Annotated in this window: 17 protein-coding genes; 14 read left to right on the top strand and 3 right to left on the bottom strand. The window is 39.7% G+C overall.

Annotated features, from left to right (window positions below):
- Positions 1-168 precede the first annotated feature (168 nt).
- From RHS_RS04505 to RHS_RS04440, 14 genes are all read left to right on the top strand, one after another.
- A complete protein-coding gene (locus RHS_RS04505) occupies positions 169-3,102 on the top strand; it encodes an Ig-like domain-containing protein (RefSeq protein ID WP_047832464.1) in 2,934 nt (977 codons plus the stop codon).
- Positions 3,103-3,197: 95 nt separating this feature from the next.
- Positions 3,198-7,301, top strand: coding sequence for an InlB B-repeat-containing protein (locus RHS_RS04500; RefSeq protein ID WP_047832463.1), 4,104 nt, complete (start codon positions 3,198-3,200; stop codon positions 7,299-7,301).
- Positions 7,302-7,314: 13 nt separating this feature from the next.
- Positions 7,315-9,507, top strand: coding sequence for a DUF4430 domain-containing protein (locus tag RHS_RS04495; RefSeq protein WP_047832462.1), 2,193 nt, complete (start codon positions 7,315-7,317; stop codon positions 9,505-9,507).
- A 5-nt stretch (positions 9,508-9,512) separates the two neighbouring features.
- Positions 9,513-11,516: a prenyltransferase/squalene oxidase repeat-containing protein gene (locus RHS_RS30080; protein ID WP_027292018.1), complete on the top strand. Its 2,004-nt coding sequence runs from the start codon at positions 9,513-9,515 to the stop codon at positions 11,514-11,516.
- 156 nt (positions 11,517-11,672) lie between these two features.
- On the top strand, positions 11,673-12,248 hold the full coding sequence (locus tag RHS_RS04485; RefSeq protein ID WP_047832461.1) for a DUF4430 domain-containing protein: 576 nt from the start codon (positions 11,673-11,675) through the stop codon (positions 12,246-12,248).
- A 19-nt stretch (positions 12,249-12,267) separates the two neighbouring features.
- Positions 12,268-13,149, top strand: a complete 882-nt coding sequence (locus RHS_RS04480; RefSeq protein ID WP_047832460.1) for an energy-coupling factor transporter transmembrane component T — start codon at positions 12,268-12,270, stop codon at positions 13,147-13,149.
- Positions 13,122-14,831 (top strand): ABC transporter ATP-binding protein, encoded by a 1,710-nt coding sequence (locus RHS_RS04475; RefSeq protein WP_047832459.1) that lies wholly within the window; start codon positions 13,122-13,124, stop codon positions 14,829-14,831. The genes RHS_RS04480 and RHS_RS04475 overlap by 28 nt, the downstream gene beginning before the upstream one ends.
- Positions 14,828-15,514, top strand: coding sequence for an ECF transporter S component (locus RHS_RS04470; protein ID WP_083267648.1), 687 nt, complete (start codon positions 14,828-14,830; stop codon positions 15,512-15,514). Before RHS_RS04475 ends, RHS_RS04470 begins: the two co-directional genes overlap by 4 nt.
- Before the next feature lie 26 nt (positions 15,515-15,540).
- Positions 15,541-16,470, top strand: a complete 930-nt coding sequence (locus tag RHS_RS04465) for a MoxR family ATPase (protein WP_044288816.1) — start codon at positions 15,541-15,543, stop codon at positions 16,468-16,470.
- Between the two features lie 13 nt (positions 16,471-16,483).
- The gene (locus RHS_RS04460; RefSeq protein ID WP_047832458.1) at positions 16,484-17,653 is read left to right on the top strand and encodes a DUF58 domain-containing protein; all 1,170 of its coding nucleotides are present in this window, start codon (positions 16,484-16,486) and stop codon (positions 17,651-17,653) included.
- A gap of 13 nt (positions 17,654-17,666) precedes the next feature.
- On the top strand, positions 17,667-20,078 hold the full coding sequence (locus tag RHS_RS04455) for a transglutaminase-like domain-containing protein (protein WP_047832457.1): 2,412 nt from the start codon (positions 17,667-17,669) through the stop codon (positions 20,076-20,078).
- A gap of 163 nt (positions 20,079-20,241) precedes the next feature.
- Complete coding sequence (locus tag RHS_RS04450; RefSeq protein WP_047832456.1) at positions 20,242-21,324, top strand: leucine-rich repeat domain-containing protein; 1,083 nt, start codon at positions 20,242-20,244, stop codon at positions 21,322-21,324.
- Positions 21,325-21,450: 126 nt separating this feature from the next.
- Positions 21,451-22,095, top strand: a complete 645-nt coding sequence (locus RHS_RS04445; protein WP_044293301.1) for a DUF3796 domain-containing protein — start codon at positions 21,451-21,453, stop codon at positions 22,093-22,095.
- A 1-nt stretch (position 22,096) separates the two neighbouring features.
- Positions 22,097-22,300: a helix-turn-helix transcriptional regulator gene (locus RHS_RS04440; protein ID WP_027292008.1), complete on the top strand. Its 204-nt coding sequence runs from the start codon at positions 22,097-22,099 to the stop codon at positions 22,298-22,300.
- A gap of 205 nt (positions 22,301-22,505) precedes the next feature.
- On the opposite strand, the gene RHS_RS04435 is transcribed toward RHS_RS04440, so the two are convergent.
- The 3 genes from RHS_RS04435 to RHS_RS04425 all read right to left on the bottom strand — a co-directional run.
- Positions 22,506-23,819, bottom strand: a complete 1,314-nt coding sequence (locus RHS_RS04435) for an FtsX-like permease family protein (RefSeq protein ID WP_047832455.1) — start codon at positions 23,817-23,819, stop codon at positions 22,506-22,508.
- Positions 23,809-24,561, bottom strand: a complete 753-nt coding sequence (locus RHS_RS04430) for an ABC transporter ATP-binding protein (protein WP_047832454.1) — start codon at positions 24,559-24,561, stop codon at positions 23,809-23,811. Before RHS_RS04430 ends, RHS_RS04435 begins: the two co-directional genes overlap by 11 nt.
- 41 nt (positions 24,562-24,602) lie before the next feature.
- Positions 24,603-24,858, bottom strand: a 256-nt coding sequence (locus RHS_RS04425; RefSeq protein WP_395021281.1) for a transposase domain-containing protein, incomplete at its 5' end; no start/stop codon positions are given.

The following is a 24,858-nucleotide window of genomic DNA, read 5'->3' as shown; positions in this document are numbered from 1 at the left end:
AAGCAGATTTGTTTTTATACCGCGATTTAATGTTTGGTGCATTAGAATGATGGAATAAAGAGGATGGGAATCCGATTTGATTATAATATAAAAGCCTTTCTGTTTACACACAGGAAGGCTTTTATTTTTGTGTAAAAAAATATGATACATAATTCAGGAGGAAATGAAATGAGGGAGAAAAAAGTGATTCAGAAATTTTTCGTTTGGATGATTGTCATGCTGCTGTTGATAACAGATATTCCGGTAATGATTGTTCGGGCGGATGAAACAGGTTCCGGTCAGCAAGAAGTAATCATGCTGAAAACGACTTTACAGGATGGTTTTATCCAGCGGTCAAGCAAAAGAACATTTGATGTCTGGGCAAGGGACAGCGGAGATAACAAAGTGGATTCAGAGGCATTTCTGTACAATGAAGATATGCCCAATGACAGAGAAGCACTGAAGGTGAGCTGGAATGATAAGAAAAAGACCAGCTATTTATTGAATATGACAGGAAAGCCAGATGGCAGCTACGTTATTATTGTCAGGGGATTTAAGGCAGACAAAGCAGAAAATGAGATTCAATATCATTTTACCTATCAGGCGGCAGATAAAGGCGATTGTATAGGATATGCGGCTTTTGATATCGAACTTTTCACGATTTCAAAAGATTATCTGATTGAACCGGTTCTGGTACCGGTATATGAAGGTGAGAATTCCGTTCGTGTACTCCAGCGGCTGATTCAAAAAAATGGATTTGATATGGTATATACGGGGAGCCTGGATACCGGCTTTTATTTATCTAAAATTCAGAATCTTCCATCTGGATTTTTGGAGGATGCGGCTTTAGAGCCTACGGTGGCAACTGTTGATGAAGTGCGCAATGCCTTTGATCCAACTGCTTTTATTGACGGAGAACTGGGAGAATTTAATTTTAGCCGTATGAGCGGCTGGATGTATTGTCTGAATAATGTATTCCCAAATGTAGGATTTGCGGATACTTATCTGTCAGATGGAGATGTGGTACGCGTACAGTTCACGGTAGGATATGGTTCTGAGATCGGCGGCTCCGGTGCAATGGGTGGTGGGGATATTGATGATTATTATCTGGTAGCAGACAAAGACCGTCTGACATATCTGCTTGCCAGTATAAATTCTGCAGCAAATAGGGAAGCGTTGCTGAATGACCCAAAGATCAGCCAGATGGTAAATCAGGCGAACCAGGTCATGAGGAATATCGGAGCAGAGCAAAATGTGGTAGATGAGACATCAGAAATGTTGGAAGAAACATTGATTGGTGAAGTAACTGCTATAAAAATGCTGACAGAAGATAAAGAGATTATGATTAATGAAAGTGAAGAGCTGCAGGTGGCAGTGGAGCCGGAACAAACTCATTTTCCAGTTAATCTCCACTGGACATCCAGTGATCCGGAAGTGGTGTCGGTAGAAAGCGGAGTGGTAACGGCTGTAAGTCCGGGTGTGGCACAGATTACAGCCAGTTATAGAGATATGCAGGCATCCTGTACCATTACGGTACCGGTAAGCCCTATGACCGGGATTGACCTGAGTGCGGATCATTTGGACATTCTGAAAAAACAGGAAAGTGAACTGGAAGTAATCTATCTGCCATCAAATACATCGGACAGCAGGGAAGTACGATGGTCTTCTTCTAACGAAAATGCCGCAACCGTGGATGATAAAGGTCTGGTCGTGGGGAAAGGAACCGGTGAGACGATTATCACGGCTGTCTGCAATGGCTTTGAAGCTTCCTGTACAGTAAATGTCAAAGAGATTCCTATGACGGATATGAGTCTTAGCATGGAATCCATGGAATTAACAAAAGGTGCCACAATGACATTAAAGGCAAGTAGTATTCCTGAGGATGCAACAGATGACATTACCTGGACTTATGTAACATCTGATCCGGAAGTGGCGACCGTGGGTAAGACCGGGATTGTCAAGGGAATAGCCGAAGGGGAGGCGGATATTACGGTTTCGTCAGGGGCATTTAGCAAAACATGTAAGGTAACCGTAAAGGAAATACCGTTGCAGCAAATCAGTATCAGTTCCCCTTGTTTTTCCCTGTCCAGCGTCAGCGGCGTAAAAATTAAAAACTTATTATTAACCGTATCGCCGGATAACTATACGGAAAATATTAGATGGAATAGCTCAGATTCTTCCATTGCAAGTGTAGATGAAAAAGGTCTGGTGATGGCGAAGAAAAACGGTACGGTATGGATAACGGCATACGGAGATAAAAGCGGAGTCAGTGCCAGTACTATGGTAAAAGTGATTGACAAAGCAGTTTCCGTAAACAGTCTGTCATTTTCCCAATCTGAAATATCTCTGGAAGAAGGAAAAACTTTAACATTACCGATTAAAACATCACCGGCAAATGCTACGGATCCGTTTATATGGGTATCCGATCAGGAAAGGATTGTAACGGTCAAAGGTGGCACCATTACGGCAAAATCTTTAGGTACTGCGAATATAACGGTATATTCCGGTGATCAGGCGGCTTCCTGTAAAATAACCGTTCAGAAGAAATCAGAACCAAAGCCAACGCCGCCGCCGACTCCAACACCGCCTGTTCCGCAGCCCCCAAAACCGGTACCACAGCCAAAAGCCTATGTGAAATTAAATGTAAGCAGTATTCCTCTGCAGGTGAAAAAATCAACCAAAGTAGTGAAAGTTAAAAGCATTGGAAAAGGAGACAAGGTTGTATCCTGGACCAGCTCAAATAAAAAAGTGGCAACGGTTACAAGGAGTGGGAAAATTACAGCAAAAAAGAAAGGAACTGCTAAAATTACCGTCAAGACAAAACGTGGTGTAAAAGCAGTCTGCAGGGTAAACGTACAAAAAAGCAGAGTTGTTACCAAATCGATCAAAGTAAATAAGAGCAGTATGAGCCTGAAAAAAGGGAAAAAGGCAACGATTACAGTTGTCAGAAAACCAATTACGGCAACGGAAAAAATTTATTTTGAATCGTCGAATGAAAAAATAGCTACTGTAAATTCGAAAGGCGTAGTAAGGGCGAAGAAAGCAGGACATTGCAAGATTAAGGTGAGAAGCAAAAATGGCAAATCTAAAACCGTAAAAATTAAGGTTATAAAAGGAAATTGATTCAGAGGGTGTTTGAAAATTCATAATAGAAAGCTGTATGCCATTTTCAGTACAGTAATATTTCGAACACGCTCCAGGGAAGAAGGAGGAAGTTTATGAAATGGAGAGGTTTTTGTAAAAGGGTACTTGCCCTGGTATTAGCAGTTGTCATGGTACTTGGCATTGTACCGGTTACATCCCTGAAAGTACAGGCGAAAGCGTGGGATCCGAATAAGGCTAATGAAAATCTGGAGATACGATTCTGGGAAGATCAGCAGCCGGGAGTGAGATTTTATATTAATGCGGGCGCAAGGTATATACTGGAGCATGTAAAAGAACCCAGCGTAGGAACCAATAACGGAGAATGGTCGGTTATGGATTTGCTGCGAGGGATGTATATTGGCGCAGATTATATGAATTATATTGAAGATGGATATTTTAATGATTATCTGAAAAGGGTTGAGCAATATGTGATTGATAGGGATGGTGTATTACATTTTGCTAAATCGACAGAATGGTCCAGAGTGATTCTGGCGCTGAGTGCACTTGGATATGATATAACGGATGTGGGAGGATATAATTTTATTGATAAATTTTCTTCCTCATACCAATTTTCGTATTTGCAGGGGCTTAACGGTCCGATCTGGGAAGTAATTGCTATGAACACCGGAGAGTATTCTTTTATTAAGAATCCGATTGGTGCAGAACCTGGGGACGTAAATAACTATGGCAGATTGTTGGAATTTATTTTGAAGTTAGAATTACAACATAAGGATGGTTCAAAAGGAGGATTTGCGCTGACTGGCAATGTTCCTGACCCGGATATGACAGGAATGGCTCTTCAGGCATTGGCACCTTATTATTTAGATCAGGCTAAATATGAGAAAACCGGTTCAGCTGTTTCTTATATGGAGTTTAAGAAAGTGGTAGAACGGGGAATCTTTGAGCTAAGTAAATTACAAGCGGCAAATGGAGCATTTAAAGGATGGGGAAATGTAAATGCAGAATCTACGGTACAGGTGATTGTGGCGTTGACAGCACTGGGGATTGATCCAAAATCATCTGATGTAGAACTGCCGAACATCGGTAAAAGCTGTAGTTTTATCCAGAAAGGGATGGTTCAGGATGGAGTTTATACCAATAATATGATTGATGCCCTTCTAACTTTCTGGGCTTCCAGAAGTGGTGCTTCACCGGGATCGGGTGGATTCAAGCACGTTACAGCAGGAGATGACGGAGGCGGTGGTTCCGGAACTGTTGTAAACGGGATGGCTACAGATCAGGCAGTCTATGGTTTAATTGCATATGACCGTTTTAAAAATGGTGAAAACTCTTTATACGATATGACAGATATGATTGACGGCAGTTATCAGGAAATGGCACCAGCATCTTTTACGGTAAATTTTGACGGTAATGATCATGCCGAGAATTTTGTGGAAGAGCATAGTCCATATGCCGAGGTGAAAATGCCGGTAGTATCCGTTACAGGCGATGAAGAATTAATCGGCTGGAATACAAAGCAGGATGGAACCGGAAGCTTTTATCAGCCAGGGGAAATACTGTCTATGCCGGAGCAGGATATTACATTATATGCACAGTATGGTAAAAATAAATATACAATAAAGGTTGTGTTAAATGAAGGTACACTTGCACCCGGTATTGTAATACCGAATATTTATACTCCTTATACAGAAACGATTATCTTGCCGACTGCAGAACAGATAACGAAAAACGGATGTATCTTTAAAGGATGGTATAAAAATCCTTCATTTACAGGTACTCCTATCACGGAAATAACAAAGGGAAGTTACGGAGACATGACACTATATGCAAAGTGGATTGTTGATTATGTTTCAGGTTTGAATGAATTCTTTGCTATTATTAATAAGTTGAATGTGCAGGCGATTACTATTTCAGACCGTTCAAAAATACTGCGTGCAAGAGAAATATATGATGGGCTGTATGCAGTGCAGCAGGCGGTGATAGATAGCAAATACTATCGGAAACTGCTGAGGGCAGAGGAGAAACTTGCTGCTTTAGAAGCAAGTATGGAAGAAAGTAAAATAGTAATCGAATTGATTAACAACTTAGGTAATGAGATTACGCTGCAGGATGTAAAAGCTATTTCAGAAGCAAGGGCTGCATATGATGCTCTTTCAGAAGAAGAGCAGGAGATGATTACAAACTACAGTAAACTGATTGATTTAGAAGCAAAACTGGATGTATTAATTGAAAATGATAATCGGGTAAAAGAAGTTGAAAAGCTTATTAATTCTATTGGGGATGTCAGCATTGCATCTCAGGAATTCATTGAACAGGCACGGGAAGCTTACAATAATCTCAATGAAGAACAGAAGGCCCTTGTAAATGAACGCACTTTGCGTCAGCTGGAAACTGCTGAAGAAACACTTTCTGTTTTAAAAGAAAGCGCAGCCAGAATTGCATTGGTTCAGGAAAAGATTCTGGCAATACCAGATTTACAGGAGTTGAGTTTGGAAGATGACAGTTTCCAATTGATCACAGAGGCACATGCTGCTTATTTAACGCTTTCAGGAGAAGAAAATTCACAACTGGAAGAAAACATACTTGACCGGCTCGTTTTGTCTGAACAAATTCTTTATGATATGGCACAGAAGTCAGGTTCTGAAGAAGATTTTAAGGCCGCAAATGAAGTTGTAAATCAGATTACGAGTTTAGGAGGAGTGGCATCTCTTGAGTCAGAAGCTAATATTTTGGGTGCAAGGGATTCTTATGAAGCGCTTACGGGCAATGTCCGGAAAGTACTGGTTGAAAATTATTATTCTTTAGTAAGGATTGAAATGGATCTTTCCACTTTAAAAAATGATAAAGCACTGGCAGCTGAAATGATGGTAAGAATTGCTGCGATAGGAGAAGTTACGTTTGAAAAAGAAAGTGAACTGGTTTCGATTCGCAGGGATTTTGGAAGGATGACTGCAAATCAGAAGAAACAGGTGGAAAATTATCAAGTATTAGTTGATGCAGAGATGGTGCTTTCCAATATGAAATACAATAATAAAAAGGCAAAGGAAGTACTGGAAAAAATTACGGCTATCGGTACAGTATCAATGGGAAGTAAAGATGCAATTCTGGCAGCCAGAGCAGCATATGATAACCTGAAGGAAGAGCAGCTTGCCTATATATCACAGCAGGAGTATCAGATTCTGACAGATGCTGAAAAAGAATATGATAGAATTTTCAGCCTTCAGTTGAAAAGCATCGGGCTTAACAGTTATCAGATAACCGTAGACGTAGGAAGCAGAGCTAATCTGCAGGTTTCATATAATCCTGTAAATACAATAAATGATAAGACTGTAAAATGGAGCAGCAGTAACAATAAAGTAGTGACGGTACAAAATGGACAGATCAGAGGAATCAGAAATGGAGAGGCAGCAATTACTGCCAGTGTAGGGAAATTCTCAGTTATGTGCCGGGTGGTAGTTCAATCACCTCTTAAAGGTCTGACAATTAATCAGACAAATATTGCACTGGTGAAAGGTCAAAACAGCTTATTATCCATTGGATATGTTCCGGAGAATACTACTTCAGAGCGAAATGCAGTATGGAGCAGCAGTAATCATAAAGTAGCCACCGTTTCGGGAGGCAGAGTCACTGCTCAGGGTGCGGGCACCGCAGTAATTTCAGCAAAAGTAGGAAACTTTACAATTCGTTGTAATGTTTCAGTTTCAAATTACAGCCTAACTTATGTTCTTGCAGGAGGAAGCAACCATTCGGGTAATCCGGTTGTCTATAATGGGACTTCTGCCATTACTTTAAAGTCTCCCCAAAAAGCAGGCTACCTGTTTAAAGGATGGTATACTGACCGTAAATTCAAAAAACAAATTAAAAAGATACAAAAAGGAAACGGCAGTAATTATACACTCTATGCCAAGTGGGAAAAAGTTAAGAAACCTGCTAAGCCTGTAATAAAAAGTATTTCCAATTCTGGTGCAAAAAAGTTAAAGGTTGTGCTTAAGAAGAAAGTCAAATATGCCCAGGGCTATGAAATTCAATATGCATTAGATAAGCGTTTTCGAAAGAGTTTGAAAACAGTAACAACAAAAAGCACGAGTAAAACCCTCAAAAAGCTGAAGAAGAAAAAGACATATTATGTTCGTGTACGGGCATACCGTAAAGATTCTATGGGTAAATATATCTATAGTTCTTATAGCTTAACTAAGAAATTAAAGATTAAGAAATAATGAGGTGAAATAGATGGGAAAACTTTGGTCATATTTTAAGGACTGTATAAAAAAGCATAGAAGCGCATCAACGGGTGTCACAACTCTTCTGGTAATTATTTTGTTTTCCGTTACGTTTATTAATGCCCTTAGCAGCCAGGCTTCAGCTGTTCCATCCAACCCAATCCAGGGACTGTCTAAGGACAGCTCCCTGGTAAAATTGACAAGTCCAAATGAAGTGGTACCAACTTTACCCAAGGGGATAACAGCTGCAACAACATCCTCTGTAAATTCTGAACCTGATGAAGACCAGAACAATTCAGAAAGCAAAAAGAAGAATAGTGATAATAAAACAGATAACAAGCAGGGACAGACTGCTGATGCAGGAAAACCAACAGGTAGTAATGGCACAAATGGCAATGGAGGTAGTAGCGGAAACAATAATTCCGGTGGGTCAAATGGTCAAAGTGGAAATGGCAATGGAGAAAACAATGGTAATGGACCTGGGGATAAAGGAAAAGAAAATGGGAATAAAGAGCTGGGACCAAAAGGTGAGCAGCAAAATGAATATTTCAAGACAACAATTATTGACGGTGAAACAGTGACGAGGAGCAGCTATTCATTTGCAATAACTCAGATAAATAAGGAACTGAACATAAGAAATGTATCTGTAAAGGTAAACAGCGGGGAGGATTTTGAATTTACAGGCAATGTAGTACTTTTACCGGGAGAAAATAAGATAAAAGTGTCTGTTACTTATCGTGATAAAGAAAAAAAGATCTTTACCGTATCGAAAACTTATACAGTATATTTAGAGTTGGTAAAAATTCAATTGCACTGTAACATAAACAATGGAGATACCGTTACAAAGAGCAGTTACAGATTCACTGCTTATGCAGAAGCCGCCGGAAAAGAAATTCCCGTTTCGGTTTCCTTGAACGGAAAATCGGTTAATTCAGAGTCCAGTGAATATGAGGTAAAGCTTCAGGAAGGGAAAAATCAGTTTGTTGTATCTACGGTCAGTGGTGAGAGCAGGGAGGAAAAAAAGTATACCATTACCTATAATAAACCCATTAGTGACTGGTCAATCAGTACAAATTTATGGGATTTTGAAGTAGTGGATGTGCCTGAAATTACATTTTATGCACATGGGCTGAGAGGCTCACAAGAAGTGGGAATGCTAGTATTATGTGAAGGTAATGAAATTCCTGCTGATGAAAATGGTAATTATACGGTCTCTTTTGAAGTTAATAGAACATACACATTTGATTTATATGCTGTAGACGGAAATGAACGTTCTGAAAGAACGTCAATTGATGTGACGTATACATTTGCTGTAGATGAGGATGGTGAAGAAATTGATCCTTTTAAACCTACAATTATAACTGATTTATTCGAAATAGAACAAAATGAAGTAAAAGTTCCAGGGAAATTTAGTTTTTATATATCTTGTAAGGATTATAAAGGAAATTATATTACAGCAGAAAATTTCAAGGTATTTGTAAATGGTGAAGAAATAATGTATGTACAACCCAATGTGGATAAGACTTCATATAATGTTGATTTAAATCCTGGACCAAATACAATAGAAATATACGCTTATGATATAAACAATAATAAAACTGGTTTTAGACGTATAATCATTACATCAGATCCGGATCTTCCATCAGATGGTGAAAAGATCGTAGGAACAATTCACGTATCCATGGAAGCCACAACAGTTGGCGTAGCGAATATATTTAATGAAACGGTTGATATAAAAGAGGGAGTAAACCTGGCTCATATAATAGATCCTATTTTACAAAATTATAATATAGTTGCTGATTCTTCGGGATCATTAGATGAAGGTTATTATCTGGAAAGGATCAATACGGATTATGAATTATTCAGCAAACCGGCAATTCCGGAAGATTTAAAAGAAAAATTACTGGAATGGGATAATGGAACCGGAGTAGTATTTCGTGAAAAATATTTAGGAAATAACAGCCTTGGTGAATTTGATTTCACAATAGGCTCCGGTTGGATGTACATGGTAAATGGAGAATATCCAAATCTGGGCTTTGCGCAGTATTATCCAAAAGACGGTGATGACATCCGCATCCGTTTCACCCTCGCATACGGCAAGGACATCGGCGGCGGCGACGCAATGGGCGGTAATAATCCGCCACCAGATGGCAATCAAAACGGCACCGACACCGGATCAGTCGTCTGGGATAAGGAGTGGTAATCATTATGAGATTAAAAATGAACGCAGATAAATTAATAAAGAAGCTTCTGGTAATGTGTACTGCCTGCTGTCTCCTTGCAGGTATATTCACAATTACTGCAGAAGCATCCCACAAAGATTATACCCCGGACGAACTGTTAAATGTCATGGAGGGCATTATAAACTGGCGCAAAGCCATTTCAGGCGTCAGCATGGATGAACCTCTGATGTCAGAAGTCTTTTTAGACAGTGTGGGATCTACCTCAGGGGATTGGGCAGCTATTGGCATAGGCAGAAGTGGATATGCAGATGATTACAATGCTTATATTGCCGTTACGGCAGCGTATATCAGTAAATCCTATCAGGAAAATGGATATTTAGACCGTACAAAAGCGACGGAATGGCAGAGAATCGCACTTGCGGTGCTGTCAGCAGGAGGAGATCCGGTTTCCATAGGAGAGGATCAGGAGGGCAATCCAGTTGATCTGGTGGCGGATGGCAGCTATAATCGGGGCAAGGTAATGTCACTGGGTATACAGGGAACTAACGGACTGATCTTCGGACTTCTGCTCATGGATAGCATGCGTTATGATATTCCGGCGGATGCGGCAGATACGAGAGAGGGTTTGCTGGAGAGGATTCTCAGCAGCCAGATTAAGGATGGCGGGTTTAATCTGACATCCTTAGATGCTCAATCGGATGTGGATATGACTGCCATGGCACTTCAGGCATTGGCACCTTACTATAACAGTGAGAAGACCTATCGTTATGTGCAGCAGGGAACGAAGCAGGGAACGAAGCAGGAACAGGAAAAAAGTGTCCGGCAGGTCGTGGACGAAGCCCTGCAATTCCTCTCATCCAGCCAGCAGGAATCGGGCGGCTTCACAAGCTGGGGATCGGAGAATTCGGAAAGCTGTTCCCAGGTATTGATCGCTTTGGCAAGTCTGGGCATCGATCCCGGAAATGATCAGCGGTTTATTAAAAATGGAAATACCGTCATTGATGGGTTGATGCAGTACCATATGGAAGAAGGGGGATTCATCCATTCCAAAGAATTTGATGAGGAGAACCCCAATGCCGACCCGGATAAATCCAATACCATGGCAAGTGACCAGGCATTATGTGCGCTGACAGCTCTGTGCCGCTTCTATGGGGGAATGCGGAATTTCTATGATTTCCGTCCGGAACAGACAGCGGAATTAAAAAAACAGATATCGGATTTGGAAACCCGGATACATAACCTGAAGGAAGATACATCACCAGAGGAAATCACAGCGGTTTACGATGCATATGAACAAATTCCGCCAGAAGAAAGAAGCTATGTTTACTCCTATGCTGTCCTGGCAGATAAAATGGCTGAAAATGGGATTGCAAACAACACGGAGCCATTGTCTGAACATATGGGGGTGAATACAAAGGGAAATGGTTCAGTCACATCTCTCTTTGGACAGGACCTTGACATGTCCGCAAATATCCATTTTACAGATGAAGATGCAAAAAAAGTAGAAAGTCTGCCCGATCCCATTACCAGCGAATCTTACGTGGAAGTCGTTACGCTCCTGGACAAATACCGAAAGTCCGATAATAAAGAGGACTATAAGCAGTATAAAGAAAAACTGGAAGAAAAATCACAGGAGATCGATCAGATTAAAGAAACGATAAAATCAATTAATGAAGAAGTAACAAAGAAGCTGTATCCACTGGACAAAATATCCTTAAAAGACAGGGAAGAAGTGAAGCAAATACAAAATAAAATCGAAAGCCTCAGTGCCTATGACCGGACAAAGATCTTACAATATGAGGATATTGTACAGGCAAATGTAAGAATTAAGAATCAGATAACGGCTATAATTGTGGCAGCTTTCTTCGGAATTTGTGTGATTATACTGGTTGTGATTGTAGTAATTCGCATGAGCAGGAGGAAACGGCGAAAGAATGAGAAATTTATGAAAGACAATAACGATGATGACGACGATGATGAAGACGATGAAGAAGACTATGACGAAAACGAAGATAAGCCACGAAGGTGAAGAAGACTATGATAACAATTACGGACTGAAAGCATAACGGTTAAGCATTCCATAAAGGTTGAAAAATAGCAATTAGAAAGGAAGTCACAAAGGTTTTTAACCTTTTTTTGCAGTGACTGTATCACAGAAACTCTGTGATCGGAAATGGGTACACAAATGAAAAAAGATTTACTGATACTTGCCTTTGCGGCTATCATTATCATCGTTCTGTTTAAAGGTACAAAGTTCCAGTCTGTGGAAGATTATTACCTCACTCATGTGGACGATATCACAGAAGATTCCCAGACTGTTACATTAAGCATCCGTTGCGATACAATCCTGGATAACTGGGATCAGCTTAAACCGGAACTACAGGATGAAAAATACGTTCCGGCAGACAGTGTAATCTTAGCACCGACAAAATATGTACTGCGTCCGAAGGACACCGTTTTTGATATTTTAAACCGTGCTACGCGCCATGAAAAAATTCATATGGAATATCAGGGGGCACAGGATAACGTTTACGGAAGTGCCTACATTCAGGGGATAAATTTTCTGTATGAATATTCCTGCGGTCCCCTGAGCGGGTGGATGTACCGGGTAAACGGAGCATTTCCGGATTACGGTTGCAGCCGTTATAAACCAAAGGATAAGGATATAATCGAATTTGTTTATACCTGTGACCTTGGACGGGATATTGGAGGAAGCTTCGATACGCAAAATGACAGCAAAGCTACTGAGACAGAAGAATGAGTAAGCGAAGGAGAAAGACATGAGCGGTTTTGAAAAATACCATCCGATTGTATTATTTTTATATTATGTATGTGTTATTTTGTTTACCATGTTTACTGCGCATCCGGTGATTTTACTGTGTACGCTGTTTGGTTCAATTCTCTTTTTTTCCATGCTGCATCCCGCCCGTATTGTGGCGCGCAACCTGGTATTCTATTTTTTCCTGTTTCTTCTGCTGGCAATCACCAATCCCCTGTTTTCGCATAATGGAGAGACAATTTTATTTTTCATGAATGACAATCCGGTTACCCTGGAAGCGATTATGTATGGAGGCGCCATCGCCGTTATGATTGTGGGGGTAATGTTCTGGTGTAAATGTATAAACGTCATTATGACATCGGATAAGTTTTTGTATCTGTTTGGGAAAACGATTCCGAAATTGTCGCTGGTGCTGTCTATGGCGCTGCGCTTTATTCCCCTCTTTAAAGTACAGATCAAAAAAATTAACCAGGCACAGAAGGCAATGGGGCTGTATGCCAGGGACAGTAAGTTTGACAAGCTGGGTAGTTCTATGAGGGTATTTGACAGCCTGCTGTCCTGGTCTCTTGAAAATTCTATTGAAACTGCCGATGCAATGAAAGCGCGAGGATACGGGCTGCCAGGGAGAAAGAATTTTTCTCTTTTCCGGTTTCGGAAGGCAGATGTTATTTTAATTACAGCGATTGGGATTATGATGTTTTATATAGGCGGAAATTATTTTGCCGGTAAACTTGATTTTTACTACTACCCGGTTGTCTCCGGGATTGGAACGAAAGCCGGAGATATTTGGCGGTATGCTGTCGTTTTATTATTTATGATACTTCCCGGATTACTGGAATTGAAGGAGAAAATACAATGGAAATACTTAAGGTCGAGAATTTAAGTTTTACATACCCGGAACAGGAGGCAAGTGCACTGGATCATGTGAGCTTTTCGGTAGAAGAGGGAGAGTTTATTGTTCTGTGCGGGGAATCCGGCTGTGGTAAAACCACATTGCTTCGATTATTAAAAAGAGAGCTTGCACCCCATGGGGAGAAAGACGGAGAAGTGCGTTATCTGGGGGTAAGGCAGGAGGAATTAACAGACCGTGTTAGTGCCTGCGATATCGGATATGTTATGCAGAATCCGGAAAACCAGATCGTGATGGATAAAGTGTGGCATGAGCTTGCGTTTGGTCTGGAAAATATGGGGCTTGATAATCAGATTATTCGCAGAAGAGTGGGAGAAATGGCTTGTTTTTTTGGCATAGACGGCTGGTTTCGCAGAAATACTTCTGAGCTTTCCGGAGGGCAGAAGCAGTTGCTGAATCTGGCATCTATTATGGCAATGCAGCCCAGACTGCTGATTCTGGATGAGCCCACTTCCCAGCTGGATCCCATTGCATCATCTGATTTTATCGCTACCCTTGTAAAGCTGAACCGGGAGCTTGGAACCACGATTATATTGACGGAGCACCGCCTGGAAGATGTTTTCCCGGCTGCGGATAAAGTTGGGATTATGGAAAAGGGTAAGCTGCTGTTGTGGGAGAATCCCAGGGAAGCAGGAAAAAAATTAAAAGAAATTAAAGCAAACCATAAAATGATGCTTGGACTGCCCAGTGCAGTACGGATCTATAACGGGCTGGATGTGGATTGTGCCTGTCCGCTTACGGTAAGAGAGGGGCGCCAGTTTTTAAGTACGTGGTACAAGGAGGAACCAGAACTGGATCAGAAGAGCGAATCCATTCACAGGGATCATGAATTCACGCAGCAAGGGCTGAAGCAGGAAATAGTACTGTCCATGAAAGACGTCTGGTTTCGATATGAACGGGAGCTGCCGGATATCCTGGAGGGTGTCAGCCTGGAATTATATAAAGGGGAGATCGTTAGCATTTTGGGAAGCAATGGTTCCGGGAAAACCACACTGCTCAGTGTGATCTCTCATGTAAACCATGCATATAAAGGAAAAATCAAAATTTTTGGTAAGAAACAGAAAGCGTATAAAGGAAATGAATTGTACCGACAGATCCTGGCATCACTGCCTCAGAATCCCCAGACGGTATTTTTAAAGGAAAGTGTATGGGAAGATTATGAGGAAATGGGGAAAGTGATGGGTTATGATAAGGAAGAATTGAGTGGGATGATTGAGCAGACGGCCAAGATGCTAGAAATTGAACACATTCTTCCCAAGCACCCCTATGATTTAAGCGGCGGAGAACAGCAGAAAGCAGCCATCGGGAAAATGCTGTTGTTAAAACCTAAAATTTTGCTGCTGGATGAGCCTACCAAGGGAATTGACGCATCTTCGAAGAATCGGTTACTGGAAATTATGAGAGATTTAAAGAAAAATGGGATAACCATACTGATGGTAACTCATGATGTGGAATTTGCAGCAGAGGCATCGGACAGGTGCGGTATGTTTTTTGACAAAGAAGTAACCTTTATTGATCTTCCAAAGAATTTTTTCTGCAATAACAGTTTTTATACCACGGCAGCAAACCGGATTGCAAGGCATATGTACAGGGATGTGGTTACCTGTGAGGATGTTATCGCTATGTGCAGGACAACCGGGAGGAAGCAGGTATGAGTAAAAAGCGGATAACTATAAATGTCCTGCTGATACTGGCAGCTTTTGGGGTAATTGTTTTCGGTGTGCGTATGTTTCAGGACCGAAGGTATAATCTGATCTCAATACTGATTGCATTTCTTGCCTGCATACCGTTTTATATGGCATATGAAAAAAAGGAAGGCAGCATACGCCGAATGGTAGTCCTGGCAGTAATGGTGGCGATATCCGTTGTGGGAAGATTGATTTTTGCGGTGTTGCCCGGTTTTAAACCGGTAACAGCGATTGTGGTGATCGCTGCTATCTATATGGGTTCGGAATCCGGATTTTTAATAGGATCGCTGTCAGCTATTATTTCAAATATGTTTTATGGGCAGGGGCCCTGGACGCCTTTTCAGATGCTTGCCTGGGGAAGCCTGGGGCTGATTGCGGGGCTGCCGGTGATGCAGAAAATTTTGAAGAACAGAGGAATTTTGGCAGTATACGGGTTCCTGGCGGGATTTGGATATTCAGCCATTATGGACATATGGACGGTGCTTTCATTTGACGGAAGCTTCAGTCTGGCGAGATATCTGACGGTACAGGCTATCGCACTTCCGGTAAGCATCGAGTATGCCATATCCAATGTGGTTTTTCTGATGCTGGGAATCGGTCCAATCGGAAGAAAATTAAAGAGAATTAATATCAAACATGGAATATTTTAAAGGTCAGGAAGGAGAGGTATACATACATGAAGCATACAGAACAGTTAGTTCAGGAAATACAAAAGGTTATCGTAGGAAAAGAGGAAGTTATTCAAAAAGTGCTGATGGCAATTCTGGCAAAGGGACATATTTTACTGGAGGATATACCCGGAGTGGGCAAGACCACACTGGCACTTGCAATCAGCAAAACACTGGGACTGGATTACAAGAGAATCCAGTTTACCCCTGATGTTATTCCGTCCGATGTTGTAGGATATACGGTATATGATAAAAAAAGCGGTGAGTTTGTTTATAAGCCCGGAGCAGTTATGTGTAACCTGCTGCTGGCAGATGAGATCAACCGTACCTCCAGTAAGACCCAGGCTGCACTTCTGGAAGTTATGGAGGAAGGAAATGTTACTGTTGACGGAAATACCTATGAGGTACCAAAACCCTTTGTTGTAATCTCCACCCAGAACCCCTTTGGTTCCGCCGGTACACAGCTGCTTCCCCAGTCCCAGTTAGACCGTTTTATGGTAAAACTGGAAATGGGATATCCGGATTTTGAGAGTCAGGTCAATATCTTAAAGGACCGTCAGGAAATCCAGCCGCTGGATACAATCAAAGCAGTAATTAACAAGGCCGATTTGGAAGAGATGCAGATGGAAGTGTCCAGGGTTAAGGTAAAAGAAGAGATACTGCGTTATATAACAAGGCTTGCAGAAGCGACCAGAAGCCATGAATATATTCAGCTGGGCGTAAGTCCCCGTGGTGCCTACGCGGTCAATAATATGGCGAAAGCATCTGCCTATATAGCCGGACGTGGTTATGTGACCCCAGAAGATGTCATCGGTATTTTCCCCTCCGTCAGCAGCCATCGTGTGATACTCCATCCCAAGGCAAAGGTAACCGGAGTATCTGCCATGTCTATTATGGAAGAAATTACTAAGACCGTTTCTGTACCGGAAATCGCATAACCAGGAGGACTTTATGTTAAAGACAAGAATATGCTATGGAGTATGGCTGTTGGGGACGGTAATCCTGTACATCTATTCAGACTCATACTGGGCATTTTTTCTCCTGATTGCATCTGTGGCAATTATCCCTGTCTGCGGGGCGGCAATTCTGACTGTCCGTCACAAATTGTCATATTCCTTTCAGGCGGTGTCCATGGCAGGCAAGGGAAAGCAGGTACAAGGGGAACTCAGCATTCAGAATCAGAGTATTTTCCCTGTGCTGAAAGTGTGCTGCTACCTTCAGTTTTTTAATCAGCTGACCGGAGAGACTCAGACCCAGGAGATTTATTGCGCCATACCGGCAGGAAAAACGGAAAAGCTGAACTGGAATCTGAAAAGCAGATATTGCGGAAATGTACAGGTGACCATTGAAAAGGTAACTTTATATGACTGGCTTGGGATTTTTACTGCGCGGGAGAAGCCGGATCAACATGGACATATTGTAATATTACCCGACATATTTCCTGCAAATGTACAAATCAGCGACAGCCTGAGTGCGAATTGGGACAGCATTACTTATTCAGACAGCAAAAGAGGGGATGATCCAAGTGAAATATTTGGCCTGCGGGAATATCAGGCGGGAGACAGTCCGAAGAATATCCACTGGAAGGTATCCGGCAAGCTGGATGGGTTATATGTAAAGGAACTCAGCCTTCCTGTAGAAAATTCCATAATTCTGTTATATGAAACGGCATCTTTTGAAAAGAAGAAAGAAAAAGCCGCGCTTCGCGATGCAATGATGGAATCCTTTTTATCAGTATCCCAGTCTCTGATTCAGAATGGGCATCTTCATACTTTAGGGTGGTATGATCAGGAAAAGGGGCTCTACCGCCGACAGGATGTTACATCGGTGGATGAGTTAGCAGAGATGACAGCAGGATTTCTCGGAATTCAGAATAAAGAGCTGGGAGAGACCAGCCTCCATTATTATTTAGAGGACTGTATTGACAATCCCTATGCCCATGTGATCTATATAACAGCCTCAGATGGTGGAGAAGATCTGAAATGCTTAAGTGAGATTTGTTCTGTGGCTGTTTTGCAGTGCCGGATAAATAAGCAGGAAGTATCCGGGAATTTGGACCATTCGTTGGTAGTATTTACACCGGAGACAATGACAGAAGAATTATGCCAGTTGGTAATATAGGGGATACAATGATATGAAAAATGGAAATCGAAACACAGTTAAGAAAAAATCTCAGATTACAATTCAATTGGAAAATCGGAAAAATAGTGGCAGAGAGGGTTTGTTTCACTTGCTGGCAGGATTACTTCCGGCTTTTTTGCTTTATCTTGGCATCTCTTTGTCTTTTATTTATCTTCTTGATCTGCCGGTGCAGGTATACTATTCGGCAGCTTTTGGACTGCTGATCCTGATACTGCTGCAGTTACAGGGAAAGTACAGCCGTTATGTGAAGGCAGGTACGGCGCTTCTGGCTGCTGTTGGAATCCTGTTTCTCTTAATACGCCAGGAGTTGATGCTGTACGGCTTTCTGCTGACCATGAACCGGATTGGGCAGGTAGTCGGCAGAAACTTTGGAATTTTCCTGAAAGTTTATGATATTGGTATAGCTGAGGAATTACATGGAATATCCCTTTGCCTGTTCTGGATATGGAGCTGCCTGCTGTCTGCTTCAGTTGTAACCGTAATTATCCGGCTGCGCAGTATAGTACTCTTATGCATAAGTGTATTACCATTATTGCTGCTGGAATTATGTACTGGTGAAAACTATGGTATCATACCTGTGATAATGATGCTGGCTTCCGTAATGGTTCTATTGAGTTTTTTTGTACATGGCAGGAAAAACCGGAGGGCATTTGGCAATGGTAAATATTTGGCAATCCTGCAGGTATCCGGAATACTAACGGTTGCTTTTGCAGCGCTCCTGGGATTGATGGTCAGTACAGTATCTGTAAATAGCTACACGAAAGCAGGAATTGCAGAGGCGGTAAAAGAAGGAATAGCAAAAACAATTTCCAATATACGCTATGAAAAAGAGAAGACCAATTCTTTTACACAGGGACAATTTAAGGGACTGGGAAATTTGACATTGAAGGATACAACTGCACTGGAAGTGCTGATGGATAAGCCGGAATCCTTGTATTTGCGCGGGTTTGTTGGAAGTACTTACACCCAGAATGGCTGGAAAGAGTTAGAAAAATCCGTCTATTATGAAGCGAAGGACCTGTTTTACTGGCTTCACGAAACAAATTTTAATGGATTAAACCAGCTCTCCCTGGTGAATCAGCTGGAAAATGGGAAAACGGATGATGAGACTGTGGAGATTACGGTGCAGAATGTAAATGCAAACAGTAAATACATCTATACCCCCTATGAACTAAAGGCTGATCCCGGTAAGATAGATGGGAGTAAAAATCTGGGGGATGTTTCCTTAAAGTCACAAGGATTGTTTGGAAACCGCCTGTATCACTATACTGCAAACAGTAATCTGGTGAAACGGTATCCTACACTGGCATCAAAGTTTTATGAAATCAGGAATAGTGATACTGCAGCTGAATATGCGGGAAATGAAAGTTACTACAATGCCTTTATCTACCGGAATTACCTGGATATACCGGACCACCAGAAACAGATTCTGAAAAGCCTTCTGAAAATAGAAGAGGCATCAGGGAGTGCTCATTATCCCTATGAAGAAGCAAATGCTTTGATTATGGGATATCTGGACAAGAATATAGAATATTCGGAAGAAGTGGATACCTTTTCAGGAAATTATGATTTTATGCAATGGTTTCTTCAGAGCCAGAAAAAAGGATATTCCGCCCACTATGCAACAGCTGCAGTTCTGATGTACCGGTATCTGGGTATTCCTGCAAGATATGTGGAAGGTTATCTTGTGACACCGGAGGACGTAAAAGGTGTGGAGGCTTATGAACCAATCGAAATTACCGGAGAAAATGCCCATGCCTGGGTAGAAGTCTATCAGGACGGCATTGGCTGGGTACCTATGGAAGCAACACCACCTTATCTGGGCATTATGGAAAGACCGGAATTTTCACAGGCTCCTGCACTTACAGGAGACGGCGGTCAGTCAGATGACTCAGGCAAATCAGAAAAGATAAAAGATGAGGAAAAAGAATTAAAGAAAAAGAAGACAGGCAAAAAGGCAGAAGTACCCGTGAAAAAGATGTTAGTGACTGCCGCAGTAGCTCTGGCTGTCATTTTAATATTATCATTGCTGATCTATGTACTTTATCACAGAAGGAAACTTGCAAATCGTAAAAAGAGTTTCCGTGTAGCTGATAATAGGTTGGCGGTAAAGCATCTCTATGCTTATATTTTATTTTTGCTTCACTATGATAAGACCCCGAAAGCAAAGGGATCCCATTATGGTTATGTAGGAATTCTTTCAGAAAAATATTCTGAAGATTTTGGAGAAAAATTCAGGGAGATACTGGATGTGGTACAGGGAGCAGTTTATGGTGATCTGGATGTTTCAAAGGAGCAGAGGGAAATGGCAGAGCAGCTGAAAGATGAGACATTGCATCTTATTTTGAAAAAGAAAAATTTGTTTAAAAAGATTAAAATGTGGCTGATTGATTTTGTATACTAAAATTTGGAGGAGCTAATCACCCGGACTATTTAATCCCTTTCCAAAAAATATCCTTCAATAATCCGTTTCCTGATGTAAATTTGAGATTAATATGATAAAATAGTTTTGTAATTTAATTTTACATATACAGCATTTATGAAAAAGGGAAAGAGAGGGAAAGGATATGAAAAAAAGACATGGTATGATGTGGACATTGGCGATATTAATGTTTATGATGGTATTGCTGCCGATGAATGTTTTAGCAGAAAGCAAGGTGATTCCCAATGATGAAACAGGTATTCCGGACAAAGCCCTGTATCTGACTATTTTAAGGGAAATGGAGAAAAATGACGATGAAACATTTACAGAGAAGGAAGCTGCTGAAATAACTCAATTGGATACCTACTATATTAAAGATACAAAGCTGAAAATAAGGTCCTTAAAAGGGATAGAAAAACTGAAAAATTTAAGTGGAATAGATTTTTCGAATAACCAGATTACCAGTATTTCAGAATTAAAAACGCTGCGCGGCTTGAGAGATTTGGACGTATCACAAAATCAAATTACATCCCTTTCCGGTATTGAAAGGCTAGTGAAGATTGACTGTCTAGATGTAGCCATGAATAAGTTAAAAAGCCTTTCAGGAGTAGAGCACTTAAGAAAGTTAGCGATGTTTTATGCTGATGCTAATCAGCTGACAAGTATAAGACAGATCAAGCATTTGGTCAACTTAGAATATGTAAGTGTTATGGGAAATAAGCTCACCAGTGTAAATGAAATAAAAAATCTGCCGGGTTTACAATATTTTATGGCTGACGGGAATCGAATAACGAAACTGCCGAATCTTTCAAAGCATACAAATTTTGTTAATCTTGAATTGAAAAACAATCGTCTAAACAAAAAAGAACTGGATAAAAAGGCTCCAATTGCATTTAGAAATAATAACACCTGGTATCAAAACACACTCCGGCTTCAGAAGCTTGTAAAAACCATAAACATTATGAAGCCCTCATCTATTGATAAGATTACAAAGAAAACGAAAAAAATTGCAGGAAAAGCTAATAAAAATGCTACCATAGTGCTCCGGGATCCATCCAGAAAAAGAATCCAGACTGTAAAGTCTGACAGTAAGGGTTATTTCACCTTAAAAAATTTAGAGCTTAAAAAATGGGCAGGAAAGACTTTATCCCTAGAGTCGTTTGTTGTGGATAAAGATTTATCACGGCATCATACACTGAAAGTTGTAAAATTCACAGTTCGAAAATAATAGGTACATATTTTGTTTTCATTAAAAGTGATATATTTGTATCAATATAGTCTTGACAGCCTCGTTATAAAGTGATATATTTGTCATGTAAAGAGATAAATAAATCACTTTTAAGGAGGGATATTAATGAAACGAAATAAGAAGTTTTCGGTTTTAATTTTATTGATGCTTTTACAATTTGCTGCAGTATTTTATGCTTCTGTTTATAACGAAGGAAGGCTTGTAAAGCCAATGGATTTCAGTACCTACCAATTCCAGACGAATGATTTGCCAATGATTATCGCGACTGCCTGTTTTGTGATTTATATGTTTTATTTCATATTCAGTATGATAATTAGTTCTTTCAAAGTAAATAAAGTTAATAAGGAAAAAAACAAAACCAGAAGCCTGAATCCGAAATTCGGGTGGTTTGGATTTTTCGGGTTTTTCGGATTTTTTGGAATTATGACGTATATGGAACAGCGGACAGTATGGCCTTTTATGTTCTTTGTCTTTTTCGGTTTTTTTGGCTTTTTTTATGAGGCTAAGCTGAGCAATACACTCATTGACGAGCGTTTTAAGGAGGAGAAAACCAGGGCTGATTTGTCAGCTTTAAAAACAGGATTTTCCATACTCTTTCTTGTGACCTGGTTCATGGGGTTTGTAGGGGATAAATTAAGTACGGATGTGGTTGCAATTGCCTATATCGTTTCCTCTTCTCTTATCATTGCTCTGGTTATATTCCTCTCAAGTTACCTGCTTTATAAATACGACACAGAGGATATAGAGTAATATGGGAGCAGATTTTGTATGCAATTTAAAAAAATACAGGCAGTTAAAAGAAATGACGCAGGAAGAGCTGGCTAATGAGGTGGGAGTACGCCGGGAAACTATAATGCGGTTAGAAAAAGCTCAATATAACCCATCGTTAAAGCTGGCAATCGATATTTCCAGAGTGGTAGGAGCATCTATAGAGGATATATTTATATTTGATTAAGTTTAAAAGCGATATACAGATTATCGCTTAAACACAAGGTTTATCAGCAATAACTCAGGTTTTGCATTTGATTTACTACTATTTTACCACTTACAAAAGATGCATATGATAAATGTTACAAAACCGCAGATTATAATTCATTAATTAATGATTCATAATCTGCGGTTTTTATTTGATGTATTTAAGAATATCTATATCTAAAAAATCAATGTAAATAATTTACATTTTTGGTATTAATAACATATACAATAATATAGTAGCAAAAGTACAATACCAGAAAACATAAAGTGTAGACACCTAATGAATATAAACAAATATTATTCAATACGTTTGGAAGCAAAGTGTTTACCTTATGATTAATTAGTGGTGTAGCAACTAACAATATAACAAAAGCCATAAATGAAGGTATAGATAAATTTATTAATGTTTGTTTTCTTATTAATGATTTCAGTTGTTTTTTATCTTTTCCTAGATAAGTTAATAGCCTTACTTCCTCTTCCTTATGTTTATTTTCTATAATCTCTTTTAATGAAATAATAGAGAAAAATAAAACAATAAAAATTATACAGATGAAAATTTGTAATACTCCCATCCAATTTTGAATATCTTTATTTAAAAACAAATCTGTGTCTGTAAACATTAGTACACCGAATATGAATGCCATTGCTGAAAACAGCAAACAGCAACAAAAAACAGTATTTATGATAGTGTTACTCTTTGAAGCGGAAGTGATTTTACCAACTAAATAGAGATATTCTTTTTTATACAGCTTTTCATTGCATTCTTTTCTTTTTGAAATTAGCAGTTGAAATAACCAATTATAAAATGAAAATACGTTCAGTAATATTGGTAAAGAAATACTCGGTATTAAAAGAAATACAAAGTCTTCTGATGAAAACACTATTGCGCAAAGCATAAATACAAAACATATAAAACTACTCAAAAATATAAAATACCAAAACTGATAATTATATTTTACAGTTGAACTTTCATTACGCTTTTTCTCTTTCATTAGTTCACATATCTGTAAATCTTTTATACGATATATAATTAAACAAGTGGAAAACGATTCAATGATTATAAAATAAATGACTCCGTGAAATATGCTTTGAATGAATATAATTACTGACATATTTATATTGAGTAAAATCGCAGTCAAATAGCAAATTGGAAAACAAAGTAAACTACTAATGAAAAAACATATAAGACTGATTCCATTAAATTCTATCACGAACATTTTAATTAAATAATTTTTTTCCATTCCCATAAGTAAATAATTTGCAAATTCTTTAGACCGCTGCGTTAACATAAATTTATTGATATATCCCACAAGCACAATTGAAATCAGAATGATCAGTATGGGGAGAGATACTGTTTGAAAACCAAAATTAATATTACTAATCATCGAAATATAATTGCTGACAGACATAATTGTGAGTAGAATTACTAAAGTAAAAGTATACAATAGGTAGTCAATCATAGAGCGTTTTGCATTTCTGAGAGCTAATCTAAAGTACATGGTTAGCACCTCCCTCAATTTTAGCTATTGTATCTAATATACGAGTGAAAAAGCACTGCTTAGGTTCTTCTTTTCTTTGAATTTCCGTAAGAATCTTACCATCTTGCAAAAATAAAATTCTATCACAATAACTAGCAGATACTGTGTCATGAGTCACTAACAAAATAGTCGCATTATATTTTTGACGAAGCAAATATATGGTATCTAATAACTGCTTTGCAGAAATAGTATCTAAAGCTCCCGTAGGTTCATCTGCCAGAATTATACTAGGATTTACGGCAATAGCTCTTGCACAGGCACAACGCTGACGTTGACCTCCAGACACTTCATAAGGAAACTTTTGCAGCACGTCAAAAATATTCAAAGTGTCCGCTATGCTTTCAATTTTTTCTTTTATTTTCTCTTTAGGGAATGCTTTAATTGTTAGAGCCAATGCAATATTTTCATAAATTGTCAAAGTATCAAGAAGATTATAGTCTTGAAACACAAACCCAAGATTTTCACGCCGGAACTTTGCTAAATTTTTTTGGGAAATTGTTTTCAAGTCTTGCCCATTTATGATAATAGTTCCACTTGTTGGCGTGTCAACAGTAGCTGCCATATTAAGCAATGTTGTTTTCCCTGAACCTGATGCCCCCATGATTCCAACGATACTGCCTTTATGAATTTCAAAATTAACATTATTAATTGCACGAACTTCAGAATCGTTATTTGAGTATATTTTGTAAGCGATGAATAACATAGCGTATAGACTTTCCCAACGTTTACTAGTTTTCAATAAATTTAAACAGTCATGGCTGGATGATCTTCAACCGTTACTGTTTCAACATCTATTAATCTGGAACAATGCTCTTTTATGAAATCACTCCATGGCAGTAATTGTTCAATACCATCAGGCCCATTTTTGTAACCCGGCATGTACAACAGCAATGTATAGATATATTGGAACACGTTCAGATTGTTTGCTTTTGCAGTCTCTACGAGACTATATAGGATGGCACTTGCATTTGCACCAGCGACTGATGCATGGAACAGGGAA

This window comes from Robinsoniella sp. RHS, assembly GCF_001029355.1.
Classification (GTDB): domain Bacteria; phylum Bacillota; class Clostridia; order Lachnospirales; family Lachnospiraceae; genus Robinsoniella; species Robinsoniella peoriensis.
The sequence above is the reverse complement of the archived record's forward strand: the minus strand, read 5'-3'. Positions and strand labels throughout refer to the sequence as shown.